This is a genomic window from Bacillus sp. SRB3LM (assembly GCF_015712745.1).
Lineage (GTDB): Bacteria > Bacillota > Bacilli > Bacillales > Bacillaceae_G > Bacillus_A > Bacillus_A thuringiensis_K.
The window spans coordinates 54081-77265 of record NZ_VWVQ01000007.1 but is presented as its reverse complement, the minus strand read 5'-3'; the positions used below and the strand labels follow the sequence as shown (position 1 = coordinate 77265).

Here is a 23185-nt window from a genome sequence, read left to right as displayed (position 1 = left end):
TATATCAATCCTCTTCTATTTGATATATTTGTGTAATTTGAGTCCATTGTCTGTGAAGAACATTAGTTCTTATTATACAAAAATGTAAGTTCTTTTGTGAAGAGCATTTTAGCTACATTTTTCTTAATTTAATAATAGTAGTGTTATTGTTTCATAAGAAATAACGTCAAAACAAATACGAGAACGGCTAATATAGTCGTTACAAGGAAAGTATTTTGTCTTTCTAAAATATTCGCTTCCTGTAAAGTCTCCGCTTTTAGTAATTTTCCAATTAAGTTACGTAAAATCTAATTACATCTCCTTATTTTCTTGAAAATCAACTTCTATAATGATTTTGAAAAATAAGAAGGAGGGATTTTCCATGAAGCGATTTGTATTAACAGCCGTTACTGTCTCTGTAATATTTTTAATTGCTGCATGTTCTTTGGCCACAAATACAACAAATGATCATAAAAATATGAAAGATAAAAAAACACTACAGACTGAAACAGCTACAAAACCATTGAAAGTTGAAAAAGGACCAGAAGTTACTTTAATAGCGAAAGAAGAAAAGCAAAAGTTAAGTAACGGTGTTATTGTTCCAGTCTGGACATTTAATGGCTCATCTCCTGGTCCAGAAATTCGGGTGAAAAAAGGTGAAAAGGTGAAAGTGACATTAAAAAATGAATTATCTGCACCAGTATCTATTCATTGGCATGGATATCCTGTCCCAAATAACATGGATGGAATTCCAGGCGTGACACAAGATGCAGTTGAACCAGGAAAAAGTTTCACTTACGAATTTGAAGCGAACGTACCAGGAACGTACTGGTATCACTCGCATCAAGATTCTGTAAATCAATTAGATAGAGGTTTGTATGGAGCGCTCATTGTAGAAGATACAAAGGAAAAATATGATAAAGATTACACATTACTGTTGGATGAATGGGTTACAGATAAAGAAGAAATGAATAAGCAGTTAAAAGAAATGACAAAAGGGCAAATAGGTAATAAATCTAAAGGTAATGAAAATGGGGAAAAGAATGATGATAAGAACGGCATGGATCATTCTGGTATGGACATGGACAGTGATCAAAAAGATTCTGGCAATATGACAATGGACCATGGAAATATGAAGATGGAAGGTCATGATATGAGTATGTATGATTTATTCACAATCAATGGAAAAAGCGGTGATTTAGTAGTGCCATTGAAAGTGAATAAGGGAGATAAAGTTCGTCTTCGACTCGTTAATGCTGGTTATCTATCACATGATATACATGTTCACGGTCATGATATAAAAGTAATTGCGACAGATGGTCAACCAATAAACGATCCAAAAGTTATAAAGGATAAAGTAATTTCAATCGCACCGGGTGAACGTTATGATATTGAATTTACTGCTAATAATACTGGGAAATGGTATGTTGAAGACCATTCGAAAAATAAAGATGCAAAAGGAATGAAAGCTATTATTGAATATGATGGCAGCAAAGAGATGAAAGATAAAGCAGACGAAAAGGGAAAATTAGCGAAATTAGATATGACGAAATATGGTGCTAAAAAATTAGGTAGTTTCACGTTAAATCAAGAGTATACTGCCACATATAATATGGACTTAAATACGCAAATGAATGAAAATGAAATGGTATATACAATTAACGGAAAGGTATTTCCGGATATTGACCCAATTCAAGTGAAAAAGGGTGATTTAGTAAAAGTGAAATTGGTAAATCGTTCTAAAATGGATGATCACCCAATGCATTTACATGGTCACTTCTTCCATGTGTTGAGTAAAGATGGAAAACCGATAAAAGGTTCTCCAATTGTAAAAGATACATTGAACTTAAAACCAGGAGAAGAATATGAAGTAGCCTTTGTAGCAGACAATCCCGGTGAGTGGATGTTCCACTGTCACGACCTACATCATGCTTCAGCAGGGATGGTAACGGAAGTGAACTATACAGATTATAAATCTGACTATGTTCCAAACCAAAACATTCCTAATAAGCCAGAATAATAGGAAGCAGTTATCCTATGGATAGCTGCTTATTCATTTTTGTTGCAAGTACTAATGTATATGTTGATTATGCTCAGGTGAAGGTGAAGGTGAAGGTGCAGGAGTATGATCTGGGAATGTCGCGAATACGGCAACGATAATTACTACACTAATTGAAAGGAATAACAAAAAACGACGTTGGATAAAAGTAGAAAAGTTCTCCGATAACAATTGAATCACACAGGACATAGTAATCGTTATAGTAAGTAAAAGGCTAATGAACAATATACTATGAGCTTGTTGAGCGTTTAACATTTCTGTAATCATTGCTCCCATCATACTTGCCATTAATCCAGAGAACATTCCTTCTAAAGCAGTATATAGGTGAAAACGTAGACCCACTAAAAAACCGATAAAACCACTAATTAAAATAGCAAGTAAAGTAGAATATAGTAATTCCCCCTTAAAGAGAATGCCTAAATAAAAACCAATACTTAAACCGATACTCATACTAAAAGACATAATAAATACCATATACTCCATTAGGGTACCCTTACGTTTAGAAATATTGGATACAATAAGAATTGAGGTACAGCAAAGTGTTAAGGTAGTTAACGTATAAGCAAACATTATGATACCTCCTTGTCCTATCGTTCATTTCATCATATGTGTACTTATGATAATTTATATCTGCATATTATCTGCACAATTTCATAGATGTAGGCAAAGGAACGCTTGATTTTTTAGGGCGTCTTTTTTAATTGTAAGAATGTGAAAGAAATTGTTATATTATGAGTTTCTATTGTGAAGCCATAAAGAATAAGCGTATAATATTATAGGTCTCCCATTTGCGAGACAAACAAACCGCGAATGATAAATAAGATTGTTGTTTTATCATCGCTTCTAAACATATAGACAATGAAAGTAACACTGGAATACAGATAGGGAGTTATAAAATGAAATTAATTATTGCCGAGAAACCAGATCAAGGTTTGGCTCTTGTTTCACAATTTAAATATCGCCGGAAAGATGGGTATTTAGAAGTAGAAGCGAATGAGTTATTTCCAAATGGAGCGTACTGTACATGGGCAATTGGTCATTTGACGCAGTTATGTAATCCAGAGCATTATCACGCAGAGTGGAAAAAATGGTCACTTAATACATTACCGATGATTCCAGAGCGTTTTCAATTTGAAGTAACAAAGTCAAAGTATAAGCAATTTAACGTTGTGAAACAGCTGTTACATAATCCACAGGTAACAGAAATTATTCACGCAGGCGATGCTGGGCGTGAAGGGGAACTAATCGTACGAAATATTATTAATCTTTGTAACGTGCAAAAGCCGATGAAGCGTCTATGGATTTCGTCTTTAACGAAGCAAGCTATTTATCAAGGGTTTAAAAATTTACTTGACGAATCAGATACAATTAATACGTATTACGAAGCATACACAAGATCTTGTGCTGACTGGGTTGTTGGTATGAATGCATCACGTGTGTTTAGTATTTTGCTAAAGAAAAAAGGAATGAATGATGTATTTTCTGCTGGTCGTGTCCAAACACCAACGTTAGCATTGATTGTAAAGCGTGAGAAAGAAATTGAAAACTTTAAGTCAGAGCCTTTCTGGGAAGTGTTTGCAACCTTTAATATAGAAGGAAAGAAATATGACGGGAAATGGGAGAAGGATAATGAATCCCGCTTAAAAGACCCTGATATGGCGAATAAAATTGCGGCATTTTGCCAAGGGAAACCGGCTGTTGTGAAGGAAATGAAAACGGAGCGTAAAGAGTTTCAGCCGCCGCTTTTATTCAACTTATCATCACTGCAAGCAACGGCAAATAAAGCCTTTAAGTTTTCACCGAAAAAGACGCTTGATATAACGCAAGCACTCTATCAAAAAGGGATTGTTTCTTATCCACGTTCAGATTCTAACTATGTTACTCAAGGAGAAGCAGCGACTTTCCCTGATATTTTACAGAAGTTAAGTCAGTTTGATGAATATAAAGGTTTATTACCGGCTCCGGTTGAATCCATTATGAACAATAAGCGTTATGTAAATGAAAAGAAAGTAACAGATCACTACGCGATTATTCCGACAGAGCAAGTTACAAACCCAAGCAGACTATCAGGTGATGAAAAGAAAATATACGATATGATCGTAAGAAGGCTTATTGCAGCTCATTATGAAGTTGCAATCTTTGACTATACTACAATCATTACGCTTGTAGATGAACGCGCTGAATTCATTTCAAAAGGAAAACAGCAAATTCAAGAAGGTTGGCGTAAAGTTATTTTCCAAGACGATAAAGATGACGAAACCATTCTTCCAATTGTAGCTGAAGGTGAAGAAGGAAAAGTTGTAAAGGTGAAAGTGAAAGAAGGAAAAACACAGCCACCGAAGCGTTATACAGAAGGACAACTTATTACGTTAATGAAAACAGCCGGTAAGTATTTAGAGAATGAAGAGCTAGAGAAGGTATTGAAGAAAACAGAAGGTTTAGGTACGGAAGCGACCCGCGCGGGTATTATTACGATGCTGAAAGACCGTAAATATATAGATGTAAAGAAAAACCAAGTGTATGCGACTGATAAAGGAAAAGTATTAATTACCGCAATTGGTGACAAAATACTAGCTTCACCGGAAATGACTGCGAAATGGGAACAACGTCTTGCGGAAATTGGTGAAGGTACAGCTTCACCAGCTACATTTATGGAACAGACGAAAAAGCTATCAGCTAAAATTATTGAAGACGCAGTGGAAATGTCTGAGAAGTGGGATTTCACGGGACTACATGTTGAATCGATTGAACGAAAAGGATCGAAATTTACAACGGGTAAAAAGGTTGGTAGCTGTAAAAAATGTGATGGCGATGTAATTGATAAGTCAACGTTTTACGGTTGTTCTAACTATAATACAACGCAATGTGATTTCACCATTTCAAAGAAGATATTAAGTAAAACAATTTCGCAAAAGAATATGACAAAGCTCTTAAAAGGTGAAAAGACTGATTTAATTAAAGGCTTTAAAAAGGGCGAGAAAACGTTTGATGCGAAATTAGAGTGGAAAGATAATAAGATTAATTTTGTATTTGAGAATTAATTTGTTAAAAGAGCATGACATAAAACTGTCATGCTCTTTTGTTTTTTCTTTTATATAAAATTTAACGATAAAAAAAATCCCTTAAATAATAATTTTTTATTGTAAAACGATAAATTTTGTATTAAAATCAAAATCATAATAAATGAGTGAGGTGCTTTTGTTAAAAGGTAACAACCTTATTTTTAAAATTAGAGGAGGTATAACTATGAACATTAACAATTTGATTGTTAAACATATGGATAACCCCCATGAGTTGGAGAAGATGTATAGAAAAGATCCGAAAGCTTTTAAAAAAGCATTCTCACAAGCATGGGACCAAAACCCTGATTCTCAAATTCTAGGTGCTTGGTATGAAAGGTTGCATTTCAAGGAGAAGGTAAATAAAGAAAAAACATCTTTGTTTCAAAAAGGTTTCTTATTCATGGGCCTTTTAGCTATTCTGGCCGGCATAAGCACTAGAATCATTTTCCACTTTGTTGAGCAGGAAGCAATTGCTCCAATTAATTTGGCTTTTGGTGTAATTCCCTTTATTGCTGCTTATTTTGTTTACAATAATAAGCCGAAAAAAAGTATTATTTATTCCCTTATAGCGTTATTCCTAGTTTCCGGGGTGTATCTTAATACGTTGCCAATAAATTATAAAGACAGTACCATACTTGCGTATTTACATCTTCCTATATTTTTATGGGTCTTAGTAGGGCTTGCGTTTACAGGAAATGAATATTCAAAAGGCGGTACAAGATTAGCCTATATTAAATTTAATTTAGAATATTGTCTTCTCTACGGGAGCATGGCAGTGAGCGGAATGATACTAGCAATATTCACCATGCGTTTATTTAGCTTTGTTGACTTAGATATAGGAGAATTCTATTTTAGTAATGTTGTTTTATTTGGAGCAGCGGCTCTCGCTATTGTGGCTGCATACTTAGTATCAATGAATCTTAAGCTTGCTAAAAATATTACACCATACATATCTAAAATTTTTAGTCCTCTCGTCCTGATCACGTTGCTTATCTATCTTATAACGGTAATTTGGGTCGGGAAAAATCCGTTCTTGGATCGCAATTTCCTAATGGCTTTCAACGGAATACTCCTTGGTGTATTGGCTGTTACCATATTTTCTATCGTTGAAAGTGACTCGGACGAGAAAAAGAACATTTCAGATTATATAAATTTTTCCTTAATTGTTCTGGCACTTATTATTGACACTGTTGCATTGTCAGCCATCGTATTTAGACTTTCATCTTACGGGATTACACCTAATAGACTAGCTGTTTTAGGTGTAAACATATTGATCTGGGCAAATCTAATTTGGATTATGTTTTCCTATATGCGTTTCTTGCAAAACAAATCAGGACCGACAGCTATCCAAGATGCCATTACGAAGTATTTGCCAATCTACGGACTTTGGGCAGCTTTCGTTATATTTACGTTTCCTATCATTTTTAATTAGAAAGGATCTGTTAATGTAACGAAAAGTTAATTCTCTATAACATATAAAATTTTTAGAGCCCATCGATTTATAATTGGTAGTATTATGTTTGTAGTTTCGGTAATTTCATTTGTAATGATAAATAAGAAATAAGTGTTGTATGTAATCTTTCCATAATAAAAAACGTCCCAAAATGGGACGTTTTTTATTATGCGTATTGCCGTTTTTTCTTAATAAGCAACAAAACTTGTGACACACAAGCTAGTACTGGTAACTCAATCAATGGTCCAATAACGAGTGCAAGTGCGATAAGAGGCTCATCTGGAAAAGCGGTCACAGCGATAGCTAGTGCAACAGGTGAGTTTCTTGCTAACGTTGTTAAGCTTAGACTTACTGTATCTTTGTAAGATAAATGCATCATGCGCCCGATAAATTGTCCTAGTAAAAAATTAATGATGAAGAACAATAGAACAGGAACGAGTAATAATAAAACAACATTCATATTTTGTAGTAAATATTTACCTTGTGATGCAAACATCGCTACTATTGCTAAACTTAAAAATACAATTTGAGCAGAGCTAAAAAACGGAATGAGTTTATTCTCGAGAGTTTCAGCTTTTTTTATTTTATCCATAATGAATTTTGTAGCGTGTGCAAGTATAAATGGTAAGACGATTACGATAACAATACTTTCTACTAAAACAGAAACCGCTACAGTTTTCATGACACCAGCAAATAAAAATAAATAAATGGGAAGGAGTAGAACTTGCAAAATTAAATTTACAGGTAAAATTGCAGTAGAAAGTGCTACATTACCTTTCGCTATTTCAGTAAAGATTAAGTACCAATCTGTACATGGAGTAACCATTAACATTATAAATCCAACCCAAAGTGCTGGATGATCGGAAAGAAATAGTGCCCCTAACCCCCAAGAGAGTAAAGGTGTCCATAAGAAGTTAATAGTAAGACTTGTTCCAGCAAATTTTAAATTGCGAAATCCGTTTTTTATTTCTTTTAATGGGATGCTGAGGAATAATCCATATAGCATGAAGAATAAGAAGGGAACAATAAACTTGTCTGAATACGTATGTATCATATTAAATTGTCCGAGTACGATGCCGCATGTAACAGCAAAAAGAATAATAAAAGTTTGAATCTTTTCTATAGTGCTCATGAATAAATCCTTTCTATCTATGAATTTTCCTCTCTAAGTTTATTATACAAGTAATAAAGATGTATTTGGTGTTCAATTGTATTTCACTTAATGTTTTTAAGTTGAGATTTTATTTTTTATTAAAAGTTACTTGACTAAAGTTAGTAACTATATTAAAATCACTTACATAAGGTAATTAAATAACAAAAGTACAATAGTGTAACTTAAGGTATCTATTGGAACTTTTTCTTAGAATAAGAATTTTTATGATGATGAATAATGAATATGAAAAGAAAGATTAGGTGAAGAAAATGGGACTATTTAGCTCATTATTTGGTAAAAAAGAAGAAAATACGACTGTAGAGGGGAATAAAAAAATGTCGAAAGTATTATTTGTAAAAGCAAACGATCGTCCAGCGGAGCAAGCAGTTAGTTCAAAAATGTATGAAACATTTGTAAGTACTTATAAAGAAGCAAATCCAAATACAGAAATTACGGAATTAGATTTATTTGCATTAGATCTTCCTTATTACGGAAATATTGCGATTTCAGGTGGATATAAACGTAGCCAAGGTATGGAGTTAACAGCTGAAGAGGAGAAGGCAGTTGCTACAGTAGATCAATATTTAAATCAGTTTTTAGAAGCTGATAAGGTTGTATTTGCATTCCCATTATGGAACTTTACAGTACCAGCACCATTAATCACATATATTTCATACTTATCTCAAGCTGGAAAAACGTTTAAATATACAGCAAATGGCCCAGAAGGTTTAGTTGGTGGTAAGAAAGTAGTTGTGTTAGGTGCTCGTGGTTCAGATTACTCTTCAGAACAAATGGCTCCTATGGAAATGGCAGTTAATTACGTAACAACTGTACTTGGATTCTGGGGAATTACAAATCCAGAGACAGTTGTAATTGAAGGACACAATCAATATCCAGATCGTTCACAACAAATTGTTGAAGAGGGTCTAGAAAACGTTAAAAAAGTAGCAGCAAAATTTTAATTCATGATAGTAAATGGAAAAACCAACATGGATGACTATGTTGGTTTTTTAGTCTATTTTTCATGTTAAAAAATGTATATTTATAAAATAAAAGAAAAGTTCGAAAATAGTATTGCAAAATATTATATAGCAAACTATAATGAGTTCAAGAATAGTTGATACTTAAATTAAATATTCAGAAAATTCAATTAGTTAAAATTGGAAAATGAGATAAGGAAACTTGAATGGGGGTTATATTATGGCGAATAAAGTACCGTTTTCGTTCATAGTAGTTATTGGATTAATGTTATTTGCACTATTTTTTGGAGCGGGAAATTTAATTTTCCCAGCGATGCTTGGTCAATCAGCAGGAGAGAATGTATGGATTGCTAACGCTGGATTTTTAGTAACTGGTGTTGGACTACCATTACTAGGTGTACTAGCATTTGGTTTTTCAGGTAAAGATGATTTGCAGTCATTAGCAAGTCGCGCTCACCCAGTGTTTGGGATTGTGTTTACAACAGTTTTATACTTAGCGATCGGTCCGTTATTTGCAATACCGAGAACAGGAAATGTATCTTATGAAATTGGTCTTAAGCCGTTTATGCCAGAGGGAGTAGGTTCTACACCTTTAATTCTTTTCACAATTATATTCTTTAGCATCACTTGTTTTTTTTCGCTAAATCCCGCGAAAATTGTCGATATTGTTGGAAAAATTTTAACGCCAATTAAGTTGACTTTCATCGGTATTTTAGTAATCGTTGCTTTTATACATCCGATTGGAGATATGCAAGCACCAGCGGAAGCTTATACATCACATGCATTCTTTAAAGGATTCCAAGAAGGATACTTAACGATGGATACGCTCGCATCATTCGTATTCGGGATTATCATTATCAATGCTATTAAAGAAAAAGGTGCGAAAACGAAAACACAAATTATGGTCGTTTGTGCAAAAGCGACAATAATTGCAGCATCTATTTTAGCAATTATTTATACAGCTCTTTCTTATATGGGTGCTTCAAGTGTTGCGAAGCTTGGACATTTAGAGAACGGCGGAGAAGTATTAGCGAAAGTTTCTAACTACTATTTCGGATCATATGGCGGAGTATTATTAGGATTAATGATTACAGTAGCTTGTTTAACAACTAGTGTGGGACTTGTATCAGCATGTTCTTCATTCTTCCATAAGTTATTCCCAAATGTTCCTTACAAAGCAATTGCAATTACGCTATGTGTATTTAGTGCAATTGTTGCAAACGTAGGATTAACACAATTGATCGCAGTTTCTGTTCCAGTATTAACAGCAATTTATCCACTAGCAATCGTATTGATTTTCTTAACATTCTTCCATTCATTATTTAAAGGAAGAGCTGAAGTTTATCAAGTAAGCTTAATCGTAACATTTATCATCAGCTTATTTGATGGATTAAGTGCAGCTGGAGTTAACATTGAAGTAGTAAGCCAAGTGTTCACTAAATTCCTTCCGATGCAGGAAGTAGGATTAGGCTGGATCTTCCCAGCGATTATCGGTGGATTTATCGGATATGGCATTAGCATTTTAAAAGTGAAAAATCAAGTTCAACCAACAACTAGAGCGGATAAGAAAATAGGTTAAATAAAAAAAGTTATAGACTTGTTTCTATAGCTTTTTTTGTTACTATTAATAATGAGAAAAAATAAAGTAGTAGGGGAAATAAAATGAAAAAAACAATTGATCATATCGGAATCGCAGTTCGTGATATAGATAGTACGATACGTTTTTATGAACAGGTTCTATCAGGAGAATTAATAGATCGTTACGTAAGTGAAGCTCCTGGTGTGGAAAGCGAAGTAGCCATTCTTGAAGTGGATGGAGATAGAATTGAATTACTTGCACCGACGAATAATACGACATCTCCAATTGCCCGTTTTATTAAACAAAAAGGTAAAGGTGTTCATCACGTTGCGTATCGTGTCGATGATTTAGATGTGGCTCTAGAAGAGTTAAAAGAACAAGGTATTCGGACATTAGAGCATACACTACGCATTAATAAGCACGGTAGAAGGTTAATTTATCTTAACCCAGCGGATACAGAAGGAACGATTATCGAGTATTGTGATTATCCGGAAGAGAAATAGAAGAGGGATATTTTTTTAAAGGTGTTATGTTATTACGTAACACCTTTTTATTTATGCATTTCACATTTTCTTCACAAATGATTCACGATAACTTTTCTTCTTTGATAACTTACATAAATATATTTTATGATATAATAACAATCGGCTTTAAAAATGTAAGTTGTATCTATAGTGATAGTTACTATTGTATTAGAAGTTAAGAGGTGGAAGAGAAATAAGAGTTATACTTTACAGAAGTTTATATTTAATCAGGTTAATATTTCGCCCGAGAATCAAACTTCGGAAGTTAAAGTAATGAAAATAGAGCGATGAGGAAGAAAGAAGTGAAATGAGTGTGAAAGTAATGAGAAGATTAGGGACATGGTTATTACTTGCATGTGTGGTTATCATATTGATACCGAAAAGTGCATCTGCTCATGCGTACGTTGTGAAATCAAACCCTACTGAAAATGAAACATTGAAGAAAGCACCATCTGTTGTGAAAATTGAATTCGATGAGGACATACAAGTTTCAAGTTTTAATACATTGTACGTGAGAGATACATCAGGTAAAAGGGTCGATTTAAAAGATGCTCATATTGATAAAAAAAATAAAAAGCTATTAGAAGCCGGATTAAAAGACAATCTCAAAAATGGTCTTTACTCTATTCAGTGGAAAGTGATTTCAGCTGATGGACATCCAATTCAAGGAGTTATCCCGTTCCGGGTTGGATTAGCGGGAGTGGAAACAGAAACAGACGATATACAAGTGGAAGAGATGGGTTACATCCCACAAATCGATATGATTATGGAACGTGGAATTTTATATACAAGTTTCTCACTATTTATAGGAGTGCTATTCTTTAATCTTATTATGTATAAAGGAAATGCAACCTCGGTTCAATTAAGGAGTAAGAACATAATATGGATTTCTCTATTTGGGATATTGATTAGCTTGTTATTCAATCTACCATTGCAAGCGAAAATAAATGCTGATGTTTCATGGCTAGAAGCATTCAATCCTTTACTATTAAAAGAAACATTACAGCTTTCTGTTTTTGGTTATGTATGGATTACTCAAATGGTTCTCATTAGTACGCTTATAATTGTTACGTATTTTGCGGTGAAGCATGAGAAGTTTTCGTCGTTTAAAGTATGGAGTATTCCAATACTATTGTTTATAGGGTTACTTGTTATGAAGGCCTTTAATAGTCACGCATACGGTTTAAAGTTTAAAGACATTGCTGTCGTTATGGATTTTCTACATTTATTAGCAGCTTCATTATGGGTTGGTGGTTTATCATCTATTATTCTTCTTTTACGTAAAGAGGATAACAAGTGGCATATGTATTGGGATATGATTAAGCGTTTTTCACCGTGGGCAACAGGTGCTGTCATCGTGATTTTAATAACAGGCCTTTTTAACAGTACATTTTTTATTCCAACAATCCACTCATTATTTGATACAAAGTATGGATTGGCTTTATTAGCAAAGATACTATTATTTATTTTCATGGGGATATTGGGAATTGTTCATTATGTGAAAGGGAGAATAAGAGCGCAGCAAGGATTAGGAGCTACGGTGAAAGTAGAGTTTGTCATTGGAATTATCATTTTCGTAATCGTAGCTTTTATGACAAACGTACAGACACCACCGATGCCTCCTACTGGACCATTTACAGAGAGTAAGCAATTAGATAATGGATATGAACTTACGCTAAATGTAAGTCCGAATAAGGTAGGACAAAATAAATTCCATATTAAACTAAAGGATGAAAAGGGACAGCCTGTTACTGATATGGAACAAATGATATTGACGACTCAATCATTAGATATGAACATGGGAAAAGGTTCATTTAAAGTTTCAGTAGTTTCACCGGGAGAATATGAAGCAGAAGGTATGTATATTAACATGACAGGAAACTGGAATATACATGTTCATGGATTAACAAAATCTCTTGATAGTTTCGATACAGATTTTAAATTTATTGTAGGTGGCAGATAAAATTGTACCAATCATGCTGCTAGCGAGCAGCATGATAAACAGATGTTATAGATGAAAAGGAGTAAATAGAAAATGAAACGTATAAAAAAATTAGGAACAACAATGATCGCAACAATTATTGCAATGGGAATGTTTTCGTTACCTGTTAGTGCGCACGTCACTGTAAAACCAGCAACTTCTGACGTTGGTTCTTGGGAGACATATACGATAAAAGTACCAGTTGAAAAAAATGTAGCAACAACAAAAGTTACACTGAAAATACCGTCTGGAGTAGAGTTCCAGCAGTATGAACCAGTGCCAGGATGGAAAGTTGAGGAGCAAAAAGATACAGCTGGAAAAGTTAAAACTGTAGTATGGGAAGCAACAGGAGAAGGGATTTTACCCGGTCAGTTCCAGCGATTTACTTTCGTCGCTAAAAATCCGGATAAAGAACAAAAAATAGCTTGGGATGCATATCAACAATATAAAGACGGAGAAATTGTTGAATGGACAGGCGATGAAAAAGCTGAAAAACCGCATTCACTTACTACAATTGCAAAAGGTACGTCATTAACAGGAGAACATGGTGAAGTTTCTAGTGTAGAAAAGAATGAAGGTACTAGTAATATGCAATTGATAGCAATTGTCTTATCTATTTTTGCGATAGTATCGTCGGTAAGTGCGTGTGTTTTTGTAGTACGTCGTAAAAAGTAAGACGTAAGAAAGAGCCTACAAACAGTAGGCTCTTTCTTACGTTTATTTCAATTCAACTTGCTGCCTTACAGCAAGTGTTTTCGGTTTTATATTTACAAAACAAATACTCACAACAATAAATAATAGTCCGATGAATAAGCTAATGGTAATAGCCTCATGTAAGAAAATTGAACTTACAATAATAGCTATTAGTGGAATGAGGAATGTATAAGCCCCAACTTTACTTGCTTCACCAGCTCCAACAAGTGTGAAGTATGCAAGCCACCCCATTGCAATAACAAAGAATGAAATAAAGAGAAGTACGCTAACAAATGGCATACTCCAAGCGATACTAGACCAGCTTTCAAACTCTGTACCAAATCCAATTAAGCAAAGACCACCAATAATAAGCTGAAGTGTTACCATCCAAATGGCATTAACACGGTGACCAGTCTTCTTAATGAATACTGTGCCAAGTGCCCAGCCAATAGCGCATCCTAACGCGAGAAGGATTCCAATAACAGAAATGTGTCCTGTTAAACTGCTTGAGCTAATAACGCCTACACCAATAAATCCGAGAACAAGCCCGAAAATTTTCAAGCCGTACATTGATTCTTCAAGCCATATCCACGAGAAAATACCGAGTAAAACTGGTTGTAGAAATACAATGGCGGAAAATAACCCAGCAGGCATATATTGAAGGCCGACAGTTTGTAATCCGTAAAATATAATGATGTTAAGTAAGGAAGAAATAACGTATAAATGCCACGTTTCTTTTAAATGTAACTCTTTGTATTTCGGTAATGCGAACAGAAGTAAAATGAATCCTCCAATTAAAGTTCGAACGCCTGCAAATAAAACAGGTGGTGTATAATGCAGGGCAAACTTTGATAAAGGCCAATTGATTCCCCACATGAAAACGAGAAAGGTAAGGATGATGGCCGTCTTAGTTCGAGAAAGCTGTGTCACTGAAAGACCTCCTTGTTGTTATTCATTTCACTATGATATGATATCGACTGTAATAAATAAAATGAATCTTTTTTATGAGGAGTATAAGTGATTAGTTATGACCATTACACAACTGCAAGTATTAATAAAAACTGTTGAGTTAGGTAGTTTTACGAAGGCTGCTAGGGTGTTAAATATGACGCAGCCAGCTGTAAGTCATGCCATTTCAAGTATTGAGTCAGAGTTAGGAGTTACGATTCTTATACGTGATAAACGAAAAGGGCTCCTCGTTACGGATGTAGGAAACAGGATTCTTGTACATATTAGAGAGATTTTGAACGGTGTAGAGAAGATTGAACAAGAAGTTGCGATGGAGAAAGGACACGAAGTTGGAACGATTCGAATTGGTAGTTTTCCGAGTGCTTCTGCACATTTCTTACCCAAAATGATAAACCTTTTTAAGGAGAAGTATCCGAACTTAGAAGTAGTTCTTTGTGAAGGAACGATTAAAGAAGTTGAAGATTGGTTAGTATCGAGGGTTATTGATATAGGGATTGTTATTTTGCCTAATAAAGATATGGAGATTGTTCCATTAACGAAGGGGAAAATGGTTGCTATCTTAAGAGAGGATCATCCTCTCTGTAAGAAGGACGCTCTTACAATTTGTGATTTAGAGAATGAACCGATCATATTATGTAAGGGTGGATATGAACCACCCATTATTGATATGTTTAAACAAGCAAACGTACCACTTCGGGCTGAATATGTAATTTCGACAGTTACTACAGCTTTAAATATGATTCAAGAAGGATTGGGCATTGCAATATTAGCTGAATTATCTTTAACGAATTTACCAAAAAATGTGCAAACGAGAGAATTGGAACCACAAGTATGGAGAGAAATTGCATTAGCTGTTCCTTCATTAAAGGATTCTTCAATCGCTGTGCAGCTATTTATTGAAGAATTTCAATCGCTATTTGCAGAATAAAAAGAGGTGTCTCATATATCATAATGGGACACTTTTTAATTTACTTATAAAAAATCTATGAAAAGGATTGACTTATTTTTCGGTTGTAACTATAATGATTACATCGAGGTGGTGATTACGATGAAAATTAGTAGCCGCTTTTCCATAGCTGTTCATATTTTATCTATTTTGAAAAACAATCCATCTTCACTTTGTACTTCAGACTATATGGCTGAGAGTGTCAATACAAATCCAGTAGTCATTCGTAAAATCATGTCGTACTTGAAACAAGCTGGCTTTGTTTACGTAAATCGTGGACCGGGTGGCGCGGGATTACTAAAGGATTTACATGAAATCACATTGTTAGATGTGTATCATGCAGTGAACGTAGTCGAAGAAGACAAGCTATTTCATATTCACGAGCAACCGAATCCAGATTGTCCAATTGGGGCGAATATTCAAGCGGTGTTAGAAATTATTTTAATTCAAGCACAATCCGCGATGGAAGAAGTTTTGAGAAATATTACGATGGGGCAGTTGTTTGAAACTTTGCAAGAAAAAATGAATGCTTAAATCATATTTATATTTTTTTATCATTAATGTAACTGATTTGATTACAACTATAAAGGGAAGGTGTAAAAGTTATGACTGTAAAAATGAAAGTATACTCAGATTTTATATGTCCGTTTTGTTTTTTAGCAAAAGGTCCATTAGATGAGGTAGCGAAAGAGAAAGATGTAGAGATTGAATGGATGCCATTTGAATTACGTCCAAGTCCATATTCAAAAATAGATCCATGGAATGAACCAGAAAAATTAGGTTCATGGGATGCTTTCATTCTTCCGACAGCGAAGAAGTTAGGAATTGATATGCGCTTGCCACGTGTTTCACCACATCCATATACACATTTAGCTTTCGAAGGATGTCAATTTGCGAAAGAACGTGGACTAGGTAATGAGTATCATCACCGCGTATTCACAGCATTTTTCCAAGAAGAGCAAAACATTGAAGATATTGATGTGTTAACAAAATTAGCGGTAGAAGTAGGACTTCCTGAGGCGGAATTTAAAGATGCTTTAGTAACTCGTAAATATAAAGAAAAGCATCAAGAAGCAATTCAACACGCATATGATGAAGCGAATATTATGGCCGTTCCAACTGTCATGATTGGAGATGAAGTCATTCAAGGGCTTGCTAGTAAAGAAACACTAGAAAGGGTCATTGATAAAGAAATTGAAAAGGATAAAACAAATTCATTTGAAGGTATGCAATGTAATACCGATGGATATTGCTAATTCGCTTGTTATGAAATAACAAAATAAATTATAAAACAAACATTTGGAGGAATTAAAATGTCAGCAACTACAACAAACTTAAAAGAAGCAATCGTGAACCGCCGTTCAATTCGTAAAGTAGCAAAAAACGATGCAATTACGAAAGAAAGAATTGAAGAAGTGTTAAAAACAGCTTTACACGCACCAACATCTTTCAATATGCAAAGTGGTCGTATGGTTGTATTAATGGATGGAGAGCATGAAAAGTTTTGGGATATCGTTAAAGAAACACTAAGAGCCCGTGTACCAGCAGAAAACTTTGAAGCGACTGTAGAAAGACTAAAAGGTTTTCATGCAGGTGTAGGAACAGTGCTATTCTTTGAAGATCAAGCAACTGTAGAAAAAATGCAAGAAAATGCACCATTATATAAAGATCAGTTCCCATTCTGGTCTCATCAAGGAAATGCGATGTTACAACATACTGTGTGGATGCTATTATCTGCTGAAGGAATTGGGGCGTCATTACAACATTACAACCCAATCGTAGATGCTGAAGTGAAAGAAACTTGGAACATTCCGGCAGAGTGGAGCTTAGTAGGTCAAATGCCATTTGGTGAACCAAACGAACAACCAGCAGAAAGAACGTTCTTGCCTACTGAAGATGTAGTGAAATTTTATTAAGAAATACAATATGTAACGAGAAGGAAGCTGTACTTAAAAACAGCTTTCTTTTTTGTAGTGGTGTTAATTTATGCGCATTTAGGGAAGAAATATAAGAAATAATATGGTGAGAAGGGAATTAGAAAAATGAATGATGAGAAAAAATATACAGTGGTAGGTACTGATGTTGAGGAAGTAAAGCGTTTAAATAAAAATTCAGGATTAACGTATAATCAAGTGAAAGAAATGTTAGCAAAGCAAATGCAAAAAAAGAAGTAATTAGATTGAAATCTTTCATTTTTTCATTTAGCATTTTGATTGGAGAGAGTTAAGTAAAAGGTAACTCTCTTTTTTGTATAGCTAAGCATCTTATAGAGTGGAGGAAGCAACATGAAGAAATGGGTAAAGGTAACGCTGTCTATCACTGGAGGCATTGTCTTATTAGCGTGTGCCGGTGGATATTACGTGTATAAAAATTATTTTCCAAAGGAACCTGAGCGTATTGTATATGATAAAGAAAGAGTGCTACAACCGATACATAATCAGCTTAAAGGAATCAATATAGAAAATGTAAAGATAAAAGAAAAAGAAGTCGTAAATGCGACTGTAGATGAGCTTCAAAAAATGATTGATGATGGAAAGTTGTCATATGAAGAATTAACGAGTATTTATCTCTTTAGAATACAAGAACATGATCAAAATGGAATAACATTAAATTCTGTTACAGAGATAAATCCTAATGCGATGGAAGAAGCAAGAAAGTTAGATCAAGAGCGGGGTAGAAACAAAAATTCGAATTTATATGGTATTCCTGTCGTTGTAAAAGATAATGTACAGACGGAAAAAGTGATGCCGACTAGTGCAGGAACTTATGTATTAAAAGATTGGATTGCAGATCAAGACGCAACAATTGTGAAGCAGTTGAAAGAAGAAGGAGCATTTGTTTTAGGAAAAGCGAATATGTCTGAGTGGGCGAACTATTTATCTTTTACAATGCCAAGCGGGTATAGCGGGAAGAAAGGACAAAATTTAAACCCGTACGGTCCGATTACATTCGATACTTCAGGATCAAGTTCAGGATCTGCTACAGTAGTTGCAGCAGATTTTGCGCCGCTTGCAATTGGAACAGAAACGACGGGATCGATTGTTGCACCCGCGGCGCAGCAATCAGTAGTTGGGTTACGTCCATCTTTAGGTATGGTAAGCAGAACAGGAATTATTCCGTTAGCTGAAACTCTTGATACAGCAGGACCTATGGCAAGAACGGTAAAAGATGCAGCAACGTTATTTAATGCAATGATAGGTTATGACGAAAAAGATGTTATGACAGAAAAAATGAAAGATAAAGAAAGAATTGATTATACAAAGGATTTATCGATAGATGGATTAAAAGGGAAAAAGATAGGGCTTCTTTTTTCTGTATACCAACAAGATGAAAATAGAAAAGCAGTAGCAGAAAAAATTAGAAAAGACCTTCAAGATGCAGGTGCGATATTAACTGATAATATCCAGTTAAGTGCTGAGGGTGTAGATAATTTGCAAACATTAGAATATGAGTTCAAGCATAATGTAAACGACTATCTTTCACAGCAAAAGAATGTACCGGTAAAATCGTTAGAAGAGATTATAGCGTTTAATAAAAAGGATAGTAAAGGACGAATAAAATACGGACAAACATTAATTGAATGGTCTGAAAAATCTGTTATAACGAAAGAAGAGTTTGAAAACGTAGTGCAAACGAGTCAAGAAAATGCAAGAAAAGAGCTAGATAGGTATTTAGTAGAAAAAGGTTTGGATGCTCTAGTTATGATTAATAACGATGAAGTTCTTCTATCAGCTGTAGCTGGTTATCCGGAATTAGCGATTCCTGCTGGATATGATAAAAATGGAGAACCAATCGGTGTAGTGTTTGTAGGGAAACAGTTTGGTGAAAAAGAGCTTTTCAATATTGGATATGCGTATGAACAGCAGTCTAAAAATAGAAAAGCACCTAAATTGTAAAAGGTTAAACGAAAAAAAGAGCTCAACTGAAGTAAGTAAGCGGGCTAATATAAATAGAATCTAACAATATAAGAATAAAAAAAGGATTCTTCCTAATTAGTAAGAAAGATTGTCTATAGAAGTTCATAAAATGTAATATATTCAATTTCCATCCATTGAAGGGGGAGGTTAAATCTTAATGAATGAAGTGAAAAATTTCTTTCGAAGTAGAGGGTTTCAACGGTTTCTCGTTTTAATAATATTAGCGTTAGTATTATATGGATTAAAAAGTATGATCAACTTAATATTAATTACGTTTATACTGACATTTTTAATGGATCGATTCCAACGTTTTATTTCAAAGAAATTGAAAGTGGACCGGAAAATTGTTATTGCCTGTTTGTATATCATATTAGTTTCCTTTATTGGCACGACATTGTATAAATATTTACCTGTGCTAACGATACAAATTTCACAATTAATTTACCAATTTAAACTATTTTTTCAAAATCCACCTGATAATGAAATCGTTAAATATGCACTTTCGACAATTAATGGGATGGAAGTATCAAAATATATAGAACAAGGTGTAGATGTCATCTATCAATCGATAGCAAATATAGGGAAGGTAAGTTTACAAATATTATTATCTCTAATTTTAAGCTTATTTTTCTTATTAGAAAAAGAGCGTATTATTACATTTACATCTAAGTTTAAAGATAGTAAGTTAAAAATGTTTTATGAGGAAATTGCATATTTTGGTGAAAGATTTGCAAGATCGTTCGGCAAAGTAATTGAAGCACAGTTTTTAATTGCGGTTGTAAATTGTATTCTTACTGTCATTGCATTAATTGTTTTAGGATTTCCGCAGCTTCTTGTATTAGCTGTTATGATTTTTCTACTAGGATTGATTCCTGTTGCAGGTGTGATTATTTCTTTGTTTCCACTTTGTATCATTGCTTACAACGTAGGTGGAGTTATGTACGTAGTATACATACTTGTGTTCATTACAGTCATCCATGCTCTTGAAAGTTATTTTTTAAATCCGAAGTTTATGTCTGCAAAAACAAATTTACCAATCTTTTATACATTTATGATTCTCATCTTCTCAGAGCATTTCCTCGGAATATGGGGGCTTATTATCGGGATACCAATCTTTATCTTTTTATTAGATGTACTTGATATAAATAATGAGGATGAGACTAAAAAATAAGAAATGATAGAAAATCACTAAAAAGTCATAGGAGATAATGAAAATAAAAAAGCAATCCAAAATAAATTGGATTGCTTTTTTATTTTCATTAAAGAACCGGAGCCATTGTTTCTTTCAATACTTGAACAGAGTGGTCGAATTTTAATTCTTCATCTTCACTTAATTCAACCTCTAAAATTTCACGAACACCGCCGCGATTTAAAACAGCAGGTACCCCGATATACACATCTTTTTGACCGTATTGACCTTCTAAGTAAGCTGATACAGTTAATACACTATTTTCGTCGTTTAAAATTGCTTTTGTAACACGTAGAAGTGACATACCGATACCATAATAAGTTGCGCCTTTACGCTCAATAATATGGTAAGCTGCATCACGGACGTTTATGAAAATTTTGTCTAAATCTTCTTGATTATACGTGTTGTCTTTTTCAAGCAATGTTTGTAGTTTTTGGATACCAACGGAAACATGGCTCCAAACTGGAAGTTCAGTATCGCCGTGTTCTCCGATAATATAAGCGTGAATGTTGTGTGGACCAATATTGAAGTACTCACCTAACATATAGCGGAAACGAGCAGAATCAAGCGTTGTACCAGAACCGATTACACGTTCTTTCGGTAAACCAGATTCTTTCCAAGTTACGTAAGTTAAAATATCTACAGGGTTTGTTGCGATTAAGAAGATGCCATCAAATCCGCTATCCATAATACTGCGAACGATTTGTTTAAAGATTTTGGCGTTTTTCTCAACTAAATCTAAACGTGTTTCGCCTGGCTTTTGTGGTAATCCAGCTGTAATAACTACAAGGTCAGCATCTTTACAATCTTCGTAGCTGCCTTTCCATACTCTAGTTGGAGCTGGTGCGAATGGAACAGCATGACTTAAATCCATTGCTTCTCCTTCAGCTTTTGCCTCATTTACATCGACTAAAACAAATTCTTCAGCTACGGCTTGGTTAATCATGCAGTAAGCATAACTACATCCAACTGCTCCTGTTCCTACTAATACAACACGGTTAATACCTTTTTTCATTTCAAAATTCCTCGCAATTTCATTGGTTTTGTTATGTAAGATAATACGTCTTACTTCTATAGAGTCATATCTAGTTTATTACATTTTATAAAAGATATTCAAGTATTTGAAAATGTATCCGTGTAGTTTCTTGCATGAAACATAGGAAGTAAGTTAACCGAATATAATGCAATAAAATCCTTTATTGAAGGGGAAAAGACCATGATGCAGCCATTAACGATGGAAAGAATGCTTCATATTATTAATGTGGGGCTCGTTAAAACGAAGAATCCAAAGCAGATTATTATTGTTGGTGCAGGAATTTCAGGTTTAGTTGCAGCATCATTATTGAAAGAAGCAGGGCATAAAGTAACAATTTTAGAAGCGAATAATCGAATAGGCGGAAGAATATATACGATCCGTGAACCGTTTAGCAGAGGTTTATATTTTAATGCAGGACCAATGCGGATTCCTGATACACACAAGTTAACTTTAGCTTACATTCGTAAATTCAAATTGCCGTTAAATCTTTTTATAAATAAAACCGTTTCAGATATTATTTATACGAATAATATTAAAACGAGATTGAGCATATTCGAAAAAAATCCAAGTATACTTAGATATCCTATTTTAGAGAGCGAAAAAAGTAAAACGGCAGAAGAGTTAATGTTAGATGTATTAGAGCCGATTCTAAATTATATTAAGAAAGATCCTAATAAGAATTGGAGTATTGTTGAGAAAAAGTATAAAGCATATTCGCTCGGCACATTTTTAACTGAATATTATTCAGACGGTGCAATAGATATGATCGGTGTACTTCTTGATATGGAAGCGTATATGGGAATGTCTTTAATTGAAGTATTACGAGAAATGGTCTTCTTTACTTCAACGACGAAATATTATGAGATAACGGGCGGGATGGATGCATTACCAAAAGCATTTTTATCGCAGTTAAATGAGAATATATTTATGCGGTATAAGGTTGAAAAAATTATACAAGAAAATAGCAAAGTGATGATGCAAGTAAACCATGAACAAACTATAGAGAGATTCATGGTTACAGGTGATGTTGCAATTGTTACTATCCCATTTTCAGCTTTACGTTTTGTTGAAATTCAGCCTTACAATCTATTTTCTTATTATAAAAGACGAGCAATTCGTGAATTAAATTACATTGCTGCAACGAAAATTGCGATAGAGTTTAAAAGTAGATTTTGGGAGAAAACGGGACAGGGTGGCGGTAAATCTATTACCGATTTACCGATACGGTTTACATATTATCCGAGTTATGGCATTCAGACACCAGGAGCAGCTACCGTTTTAGCGAGTTATACGTGGGCAGATGAGGCGTTAACATGGGATAGTTTACCGAATAGGGAACGCATTCGTTACGCATTAAAAAATTTAGCAGAAATATACGGTGACATCGTCTATAGTGAGTTTGTCACTGGAACATCTTTTAGCTGGAGTAAAAATCCGTATTCTTGCGGTGCATTTACAGCTTTCGAACCAGGCCAAGAGCTCGAGTTATTTCCGTATATTACACCACCATCTGGAAAAGTACATTTTGCAGGAGAGCATACGACATTAACACATGGATGGATGCAAGGGGCAATTGAGTCTGGAGTAAGAGTTGCATATGAAGTAAATGAACAGTGAATCTCTTATATTTACAAATGGTCATTCTTTTAATAAAATGATAAATAT

Annotated in this window: 20 protein-coding genes; 16 read left to right on the top strand and 4 right to left on the bottom strand. The window is 34.3% G+C overall.

Annotated features, from left to right (window positions below; translation table 11 throughout):
• Positions 1–361 precede the first annotated feature (361 nt).
• A complete protein-coding gene (locus F3I02_RS05015) occupies positions 362–1999 on the top strand; it encodes a multicopper oxidase family protein (protein WP_131249784.1) in 1638 nt (545 codons plus the stop codon).
• A 51-nt stretch (positions 2000–2050) separates the two neighbouring features.
• Here F3I02_RS05015 and F3I02_RS05010 read toward each other — a convergent pair whose 3' ends face one another.
• A complete protein-coding gene (locus tag F3I02_RS05010; RefSeq protein WP_196477712.1) occupies positions 2051–2608 on the bottom strand; it encodes a hypothetical protein in 558 nt (185 codons plus the stop codon).
• A gap of 326 nt (positions 2609–2934) precedes the next feature.
• On the opposite strand from F3I02_RS05010, the gene topB reads away from it, so the two are divergent.
• Positions 2935–5079 carry a DNA topoisomerase III gene (topB, locus tag F3I02_RS05005; RefSeq protein ID WP_000766769.1) on the top strand — a complete coding sequence of 715 codons (2145 nt, stop codon included), beginning with the start codon at positions 2935–2937 and terminating at the stop codon, positions 5077–5079.
• A gap of 205 nt (positions 5080–5284) precedes the next feature.
• Positions 5285–6532, top strand: a complete 1248-nt coding sequence (locus F3I02_RS05000; RefSeq protein WP_001024707.1) for a DUF4153 domain-containing protein — start codon at positions 5285–5287, stop codon at positions 6530–6532.
• A gap of 187 nt (positions 6533–6719) precedes the next feature.
• Here F3I02_RS05000 and F3I02_RS04995 read toward each other — a convergent pair whose 3' ends face one another.
• Positions 6720–7685, bottom strand: coding sequence for an arsenic resistance protein (locus F3I02_RS04995; protein WP_000103819.1), 966 nt, complete (start codon positions 7683–7685; stop codon positions 6720–6722).
• A gap of 290 nt (positions 7686–7975) precedes the next feature.
• Here F3I02_RS04995 and F3I02_RS04990 point away from each other — a divergent pair, with 290 nt between their 5' ends.
• The 5 genes from F3I02_RS04990 to F3I02_RS04970 all read left to right on the top strand — a co-directional run bounded on the left by F3I02_RS04990 (position 7976) and on the right by F3I02_RS04970 (position 13445).
• Positions 7976–8668, top strand: a complete 693-nt coding sequence (locus F3I02_RS04990; protein ID WP_000522529.1) for an FMN-dependent NADH-azoreductase — start codon at positions 7976–7978, stop codon at positions 8666–8668.
• A 238-nt stretch (positions 8669–8906) separates the two neighbouring features.
• Complete coding sequence (brnQ, locus tag F3I02_RS04985) at positions 8907–10265, top strand: branched-chain amino acid transport system II carrier protein (RefSeq protein WP_001284778.1); 1359 nt, start codon at positions 8907–8909, stop codon at positions 10263–10265.
• A gap of 83 nt (positions 10266–10348) precedes the next feature.
• On the top strand, positions 10349–10768 hold the full coding sequence (locus tag F3I02_RS04980; RefSeq protein WP_000750855.1) for a VOC family protein: 420 nt from the start codon (positions 10349–10351) through the stop codon (positions 10766–10768).
• A 328-nt stretch (positions 10769–11096) separates the two neighbouring features.
• On the top strand, positions 11097–12752 hold the full coding sequence (locus tag F3I02_RS04975; RefSeq protein WP_046945393.1) for a copper resistance CopC/CopD family protein: 1656 nt from the start codon (positions 11097–11099) through the stop codon (positions 12750–12752).
• Between the two features lie 72 nt (positions 12753–12824).
• Positions 12825–13445, top strand: a complete 621-nt coding sequence (locus F3I02_RS04970) for a YcnI family copper-binding membrane protein (protein ID WP_000821401.1) — start codon at positions 12825–12827, stop codon at positions 13443–13445.
• A gap of 42 nt (positions 13446–13487) precedes the next feature.
• On the opposite strand, the gene F3I02_RS04965 is transcribed toward F3I02_RS04970, so the two are convergent.
• Positions 13488–14393, bottom strand: coding sequence for a DMT family transporter (locus F3I02_RS04965; protein ID WP_000192815.1), 906 nt, complete (start codon positions 14391–14393; stop codon positions 13488–13490).
• A gap of 97 nt (positions 14394–14490) precedes the next feature.
• On the opposite strand from F3I02_RS04965, the gene F3I02_RS04960 reads away from it, so the two are divergent.
• From F3I02_RS04960 to F3I02_RS04935, 7 genes are all read left to right on the top strand, one after another.
• Positions 14491–15360: a LysR family transcriptional regulator gene (locus tag F3I02_RS04960; RefSeq protein WP_000156773.1), complete on the top strand. Its 870-nt coding sequence runs from the start codon at positions 14491–14493 to the stop codon at positions 15358–15360.
• Positions 15361–15480: 120 nt separating this feature from the next.
• Entirely contained in the window at positions 15481–15912 is a 432-nt protein-coding gene (locus tag F3I02_RS04955) for an Rrf2 family transcriptional regulator (RefSeq protein ID WP_000704073.1), read from the top strand.
• Positions 15913–15983: 71 nt separating this feature from the next.
• The gene (locus F3I02_RS04950) at positions 15984–16634 is read left to right on the top strand and encodes a DsbA family oxidoreductase (protein WP_000216673.1); all 651 of its coding nucleotides are present in this window, start codon (positions 15984–15986) and stop codon (positions 16632–16634) included.
• Positions 16635–16691: 57 nt separating this feature from the next.
• Complete coding sequence (locus tag F3I02_RS04945; RefSeq protein WP_001277011.1) at positions 16692–17294, top strand: nitroreductase family protein; 603 nt, start codon at positions 16692–16694, stop codon at positions 17292–17294.
• 126 nt (positions 17295–17420) lie between these two features.
• Positions 17421–17552, top strand: coding sequence for a hypothetical protein (locus F3I02_RS34345; RefSeq protein ID WP_000997344.1), 132 nt, complete (start codon positions 17421–17423; stop codon positions 17550–17552).
• Positions 17553–17663: 111 nt separating this feature from the next.
• Complete coding sequence (locus tag F3I02_RS04940) at positions 17664–19274, top strand: amidase family protein (RefSeq protein WP_196477711.1); 1611 nt, start codon at positions 17664–17666, stop codon at positions 19272–19274.
• A gap of 178 nt (positions 19275–19452) precedes the next feature.
• The gene (locus tag F3I02_RS04935; RefSeq protein ID WP_001006571.1) at positions 19453–20466 is read left to right on the top strand and encodes an AI-2E family transporter; all 1014 of its coding nucleotides are present in this window, start codon (positions 19453–19455) and stop codon (positions 20464–20466) included.
• Between the two features lie 88 nt (positions 20467–20554).
• On the opposite strand, the gene F3I02_RS04930 is transcribed toward F3I02_RS04935, so the two are convergent.
• Positions 20555–21499, bottom strand: coding sequence for an L-lactate dehydrogenase (locus tag F3I02_RS04930; protein WP_000715326.1), 945 nt, complete (start codon positions 21497–21499; stop codon positions 20555–20557).
• A gap of 201 nt (positions 21500–21700) precedes the next feature.
• On the opposite strand from F3I02_RS04930, the gene F3I02_RS04925 reads away from it, so the two are divergent.
• Positions 21701–23137, top strand: a complete 1437-nt coding sequence (locus tag F3I02_RS04925) for a flavin monoamine oxidase family protein (RefSeq protein ID WP_074594110.1) — start codon at positions 21701–21703, stop codon at positions 23135–23137.
• Positions 23138–23185: the final 48 nt, after the last annotated feature.

Bases quoted from the DNA above. Each gene is read 5' to 3' on its own strand.
- F3I02_RS05000 (WP_001024707.1), top strand. From the start codon at position 5,285: ATGAACATTAACAATTTGATTGTTAAACATATGGATAACCCCCATGAG.
- F3I02_RS04960 (WP_000156773.1), top strand. From the start codon at position 14,491: ATGACCATTACACAACTGCAAGTATTAATAAAAACTGTTGAGTTAGGT.
- brnQ (WP_001284778.1), top strand. From the start codon at position 8,907: ATGGCGAATAAAGTACCGTTTTCGTTCATAGTAGTTATTGGATTAATG.
- F3I02_RS34345 (WP_000997344.1), top strand. From the start codon at position 17,421: ATGAATGATGAGAAAAAATATACAGTGGTAGGTACTGATGTTGAGGAA.
- F3I02_RS04945 (WP_001277011.1), top strand. From the start codon at position 16,692: ATGTCAGCAACTACAACAAACTTAAAAGAAGCAATCGTGAACCGCCGT.
- F3I02_RS04925 (WP_074594110.1), top strand. From the start codon at position 21,701: ATGATGCAGCCATTAACGATGGAAAGAATGCTTCATATTATTAATGTG.
- F3I02_RS04930 (WP_000715326.1), bottom strand. From the start codon at position 21,499: ATGAAAAAAGGTATTAACCGTGTTGTATTAGTAGGAACAGGAGCAGTT.
- F3I02_RS05015 (WP_131249784.1), top strand. From the start codon at position 362: ATGAAGCGATTTGTATTAACAGCCGTTACTGTCTCTGTAATATTTTTA.
- F3I02_RS04980 (WP_000750855.1), top strand. From the start codon at position 10,349: ATGAAAAAAACAATTGATCATATCGGAATCGCAGTTCGTGATATAGAT.
- F3I02_RS04990 (WP_000522529.1), top strand. From the start codon at position 7,976: ATGGGACTATTTAGCTCATTATTTGGTAAAAAAGAAGAAAATACGACT.
- F3I02_RS05010 (WP_196477712.1), bottom strand. From the start codon at position 2,608: ATGTTTGCTTATACGTTAACTACCTTAACACTTTGCTGTACCTCAATT.
- F3I02_RS04975 (WP_046945393.1), top strand. From the start codon at position 11,097: ATGAGTGTGAAAGTAATGAGAAGATTAGGGACATGGTTATTACTTGCA.
- F3I02_RS04955 (WP_000704073.1), top strand. From the start codon at position 15,481: ATGAAAATTAGTAGCCGCTTTTCCATAGCTGTTCATATTTTATCTATT.
- F3I02_RS04935 (WP_001006571.1), top strand. From the start codon at position 19,453: ATGAATGAAGTGAAAAATTTCTTTCGAAGTAGAGGGTTTCAACGGTTT.
- F3I02_RS04950 (WP_000216673.1), top strand. From the start codon at position 15,984: ATGACTGTAAAAATGAAAGTATACTCAGATTTTATATGTCCGTTTTGT.
- F3I02_RS04970 (WP_000821401.1), top strand. From the start codon at position 12,825: ATGAAACGTATAAAAAAATTAGGAACAACAATGATCGCAACAATTATT.
- topB (WP_000766769.1), top strand. From the start codon at position 2,935: ATGAAATTAATTATTGCCGAGAAACCAGATCAAGGTTTGGCTCTTGTT.
- F3I02_RS04940 (WP_196477711.1), top strand. From the start codon at position 17,664: ATGAAGAAATGGGTAAAGGTAACGCTGTCTATCACTGGAGGCATTGTC.
- F3I02_RS04995 (WP_000103819.1), bottom strand. From the start codon at position 7,685: ATGAGCACTATAGAAAAGATTCAAACTTTTATTATTCTTTTTGCTGTT.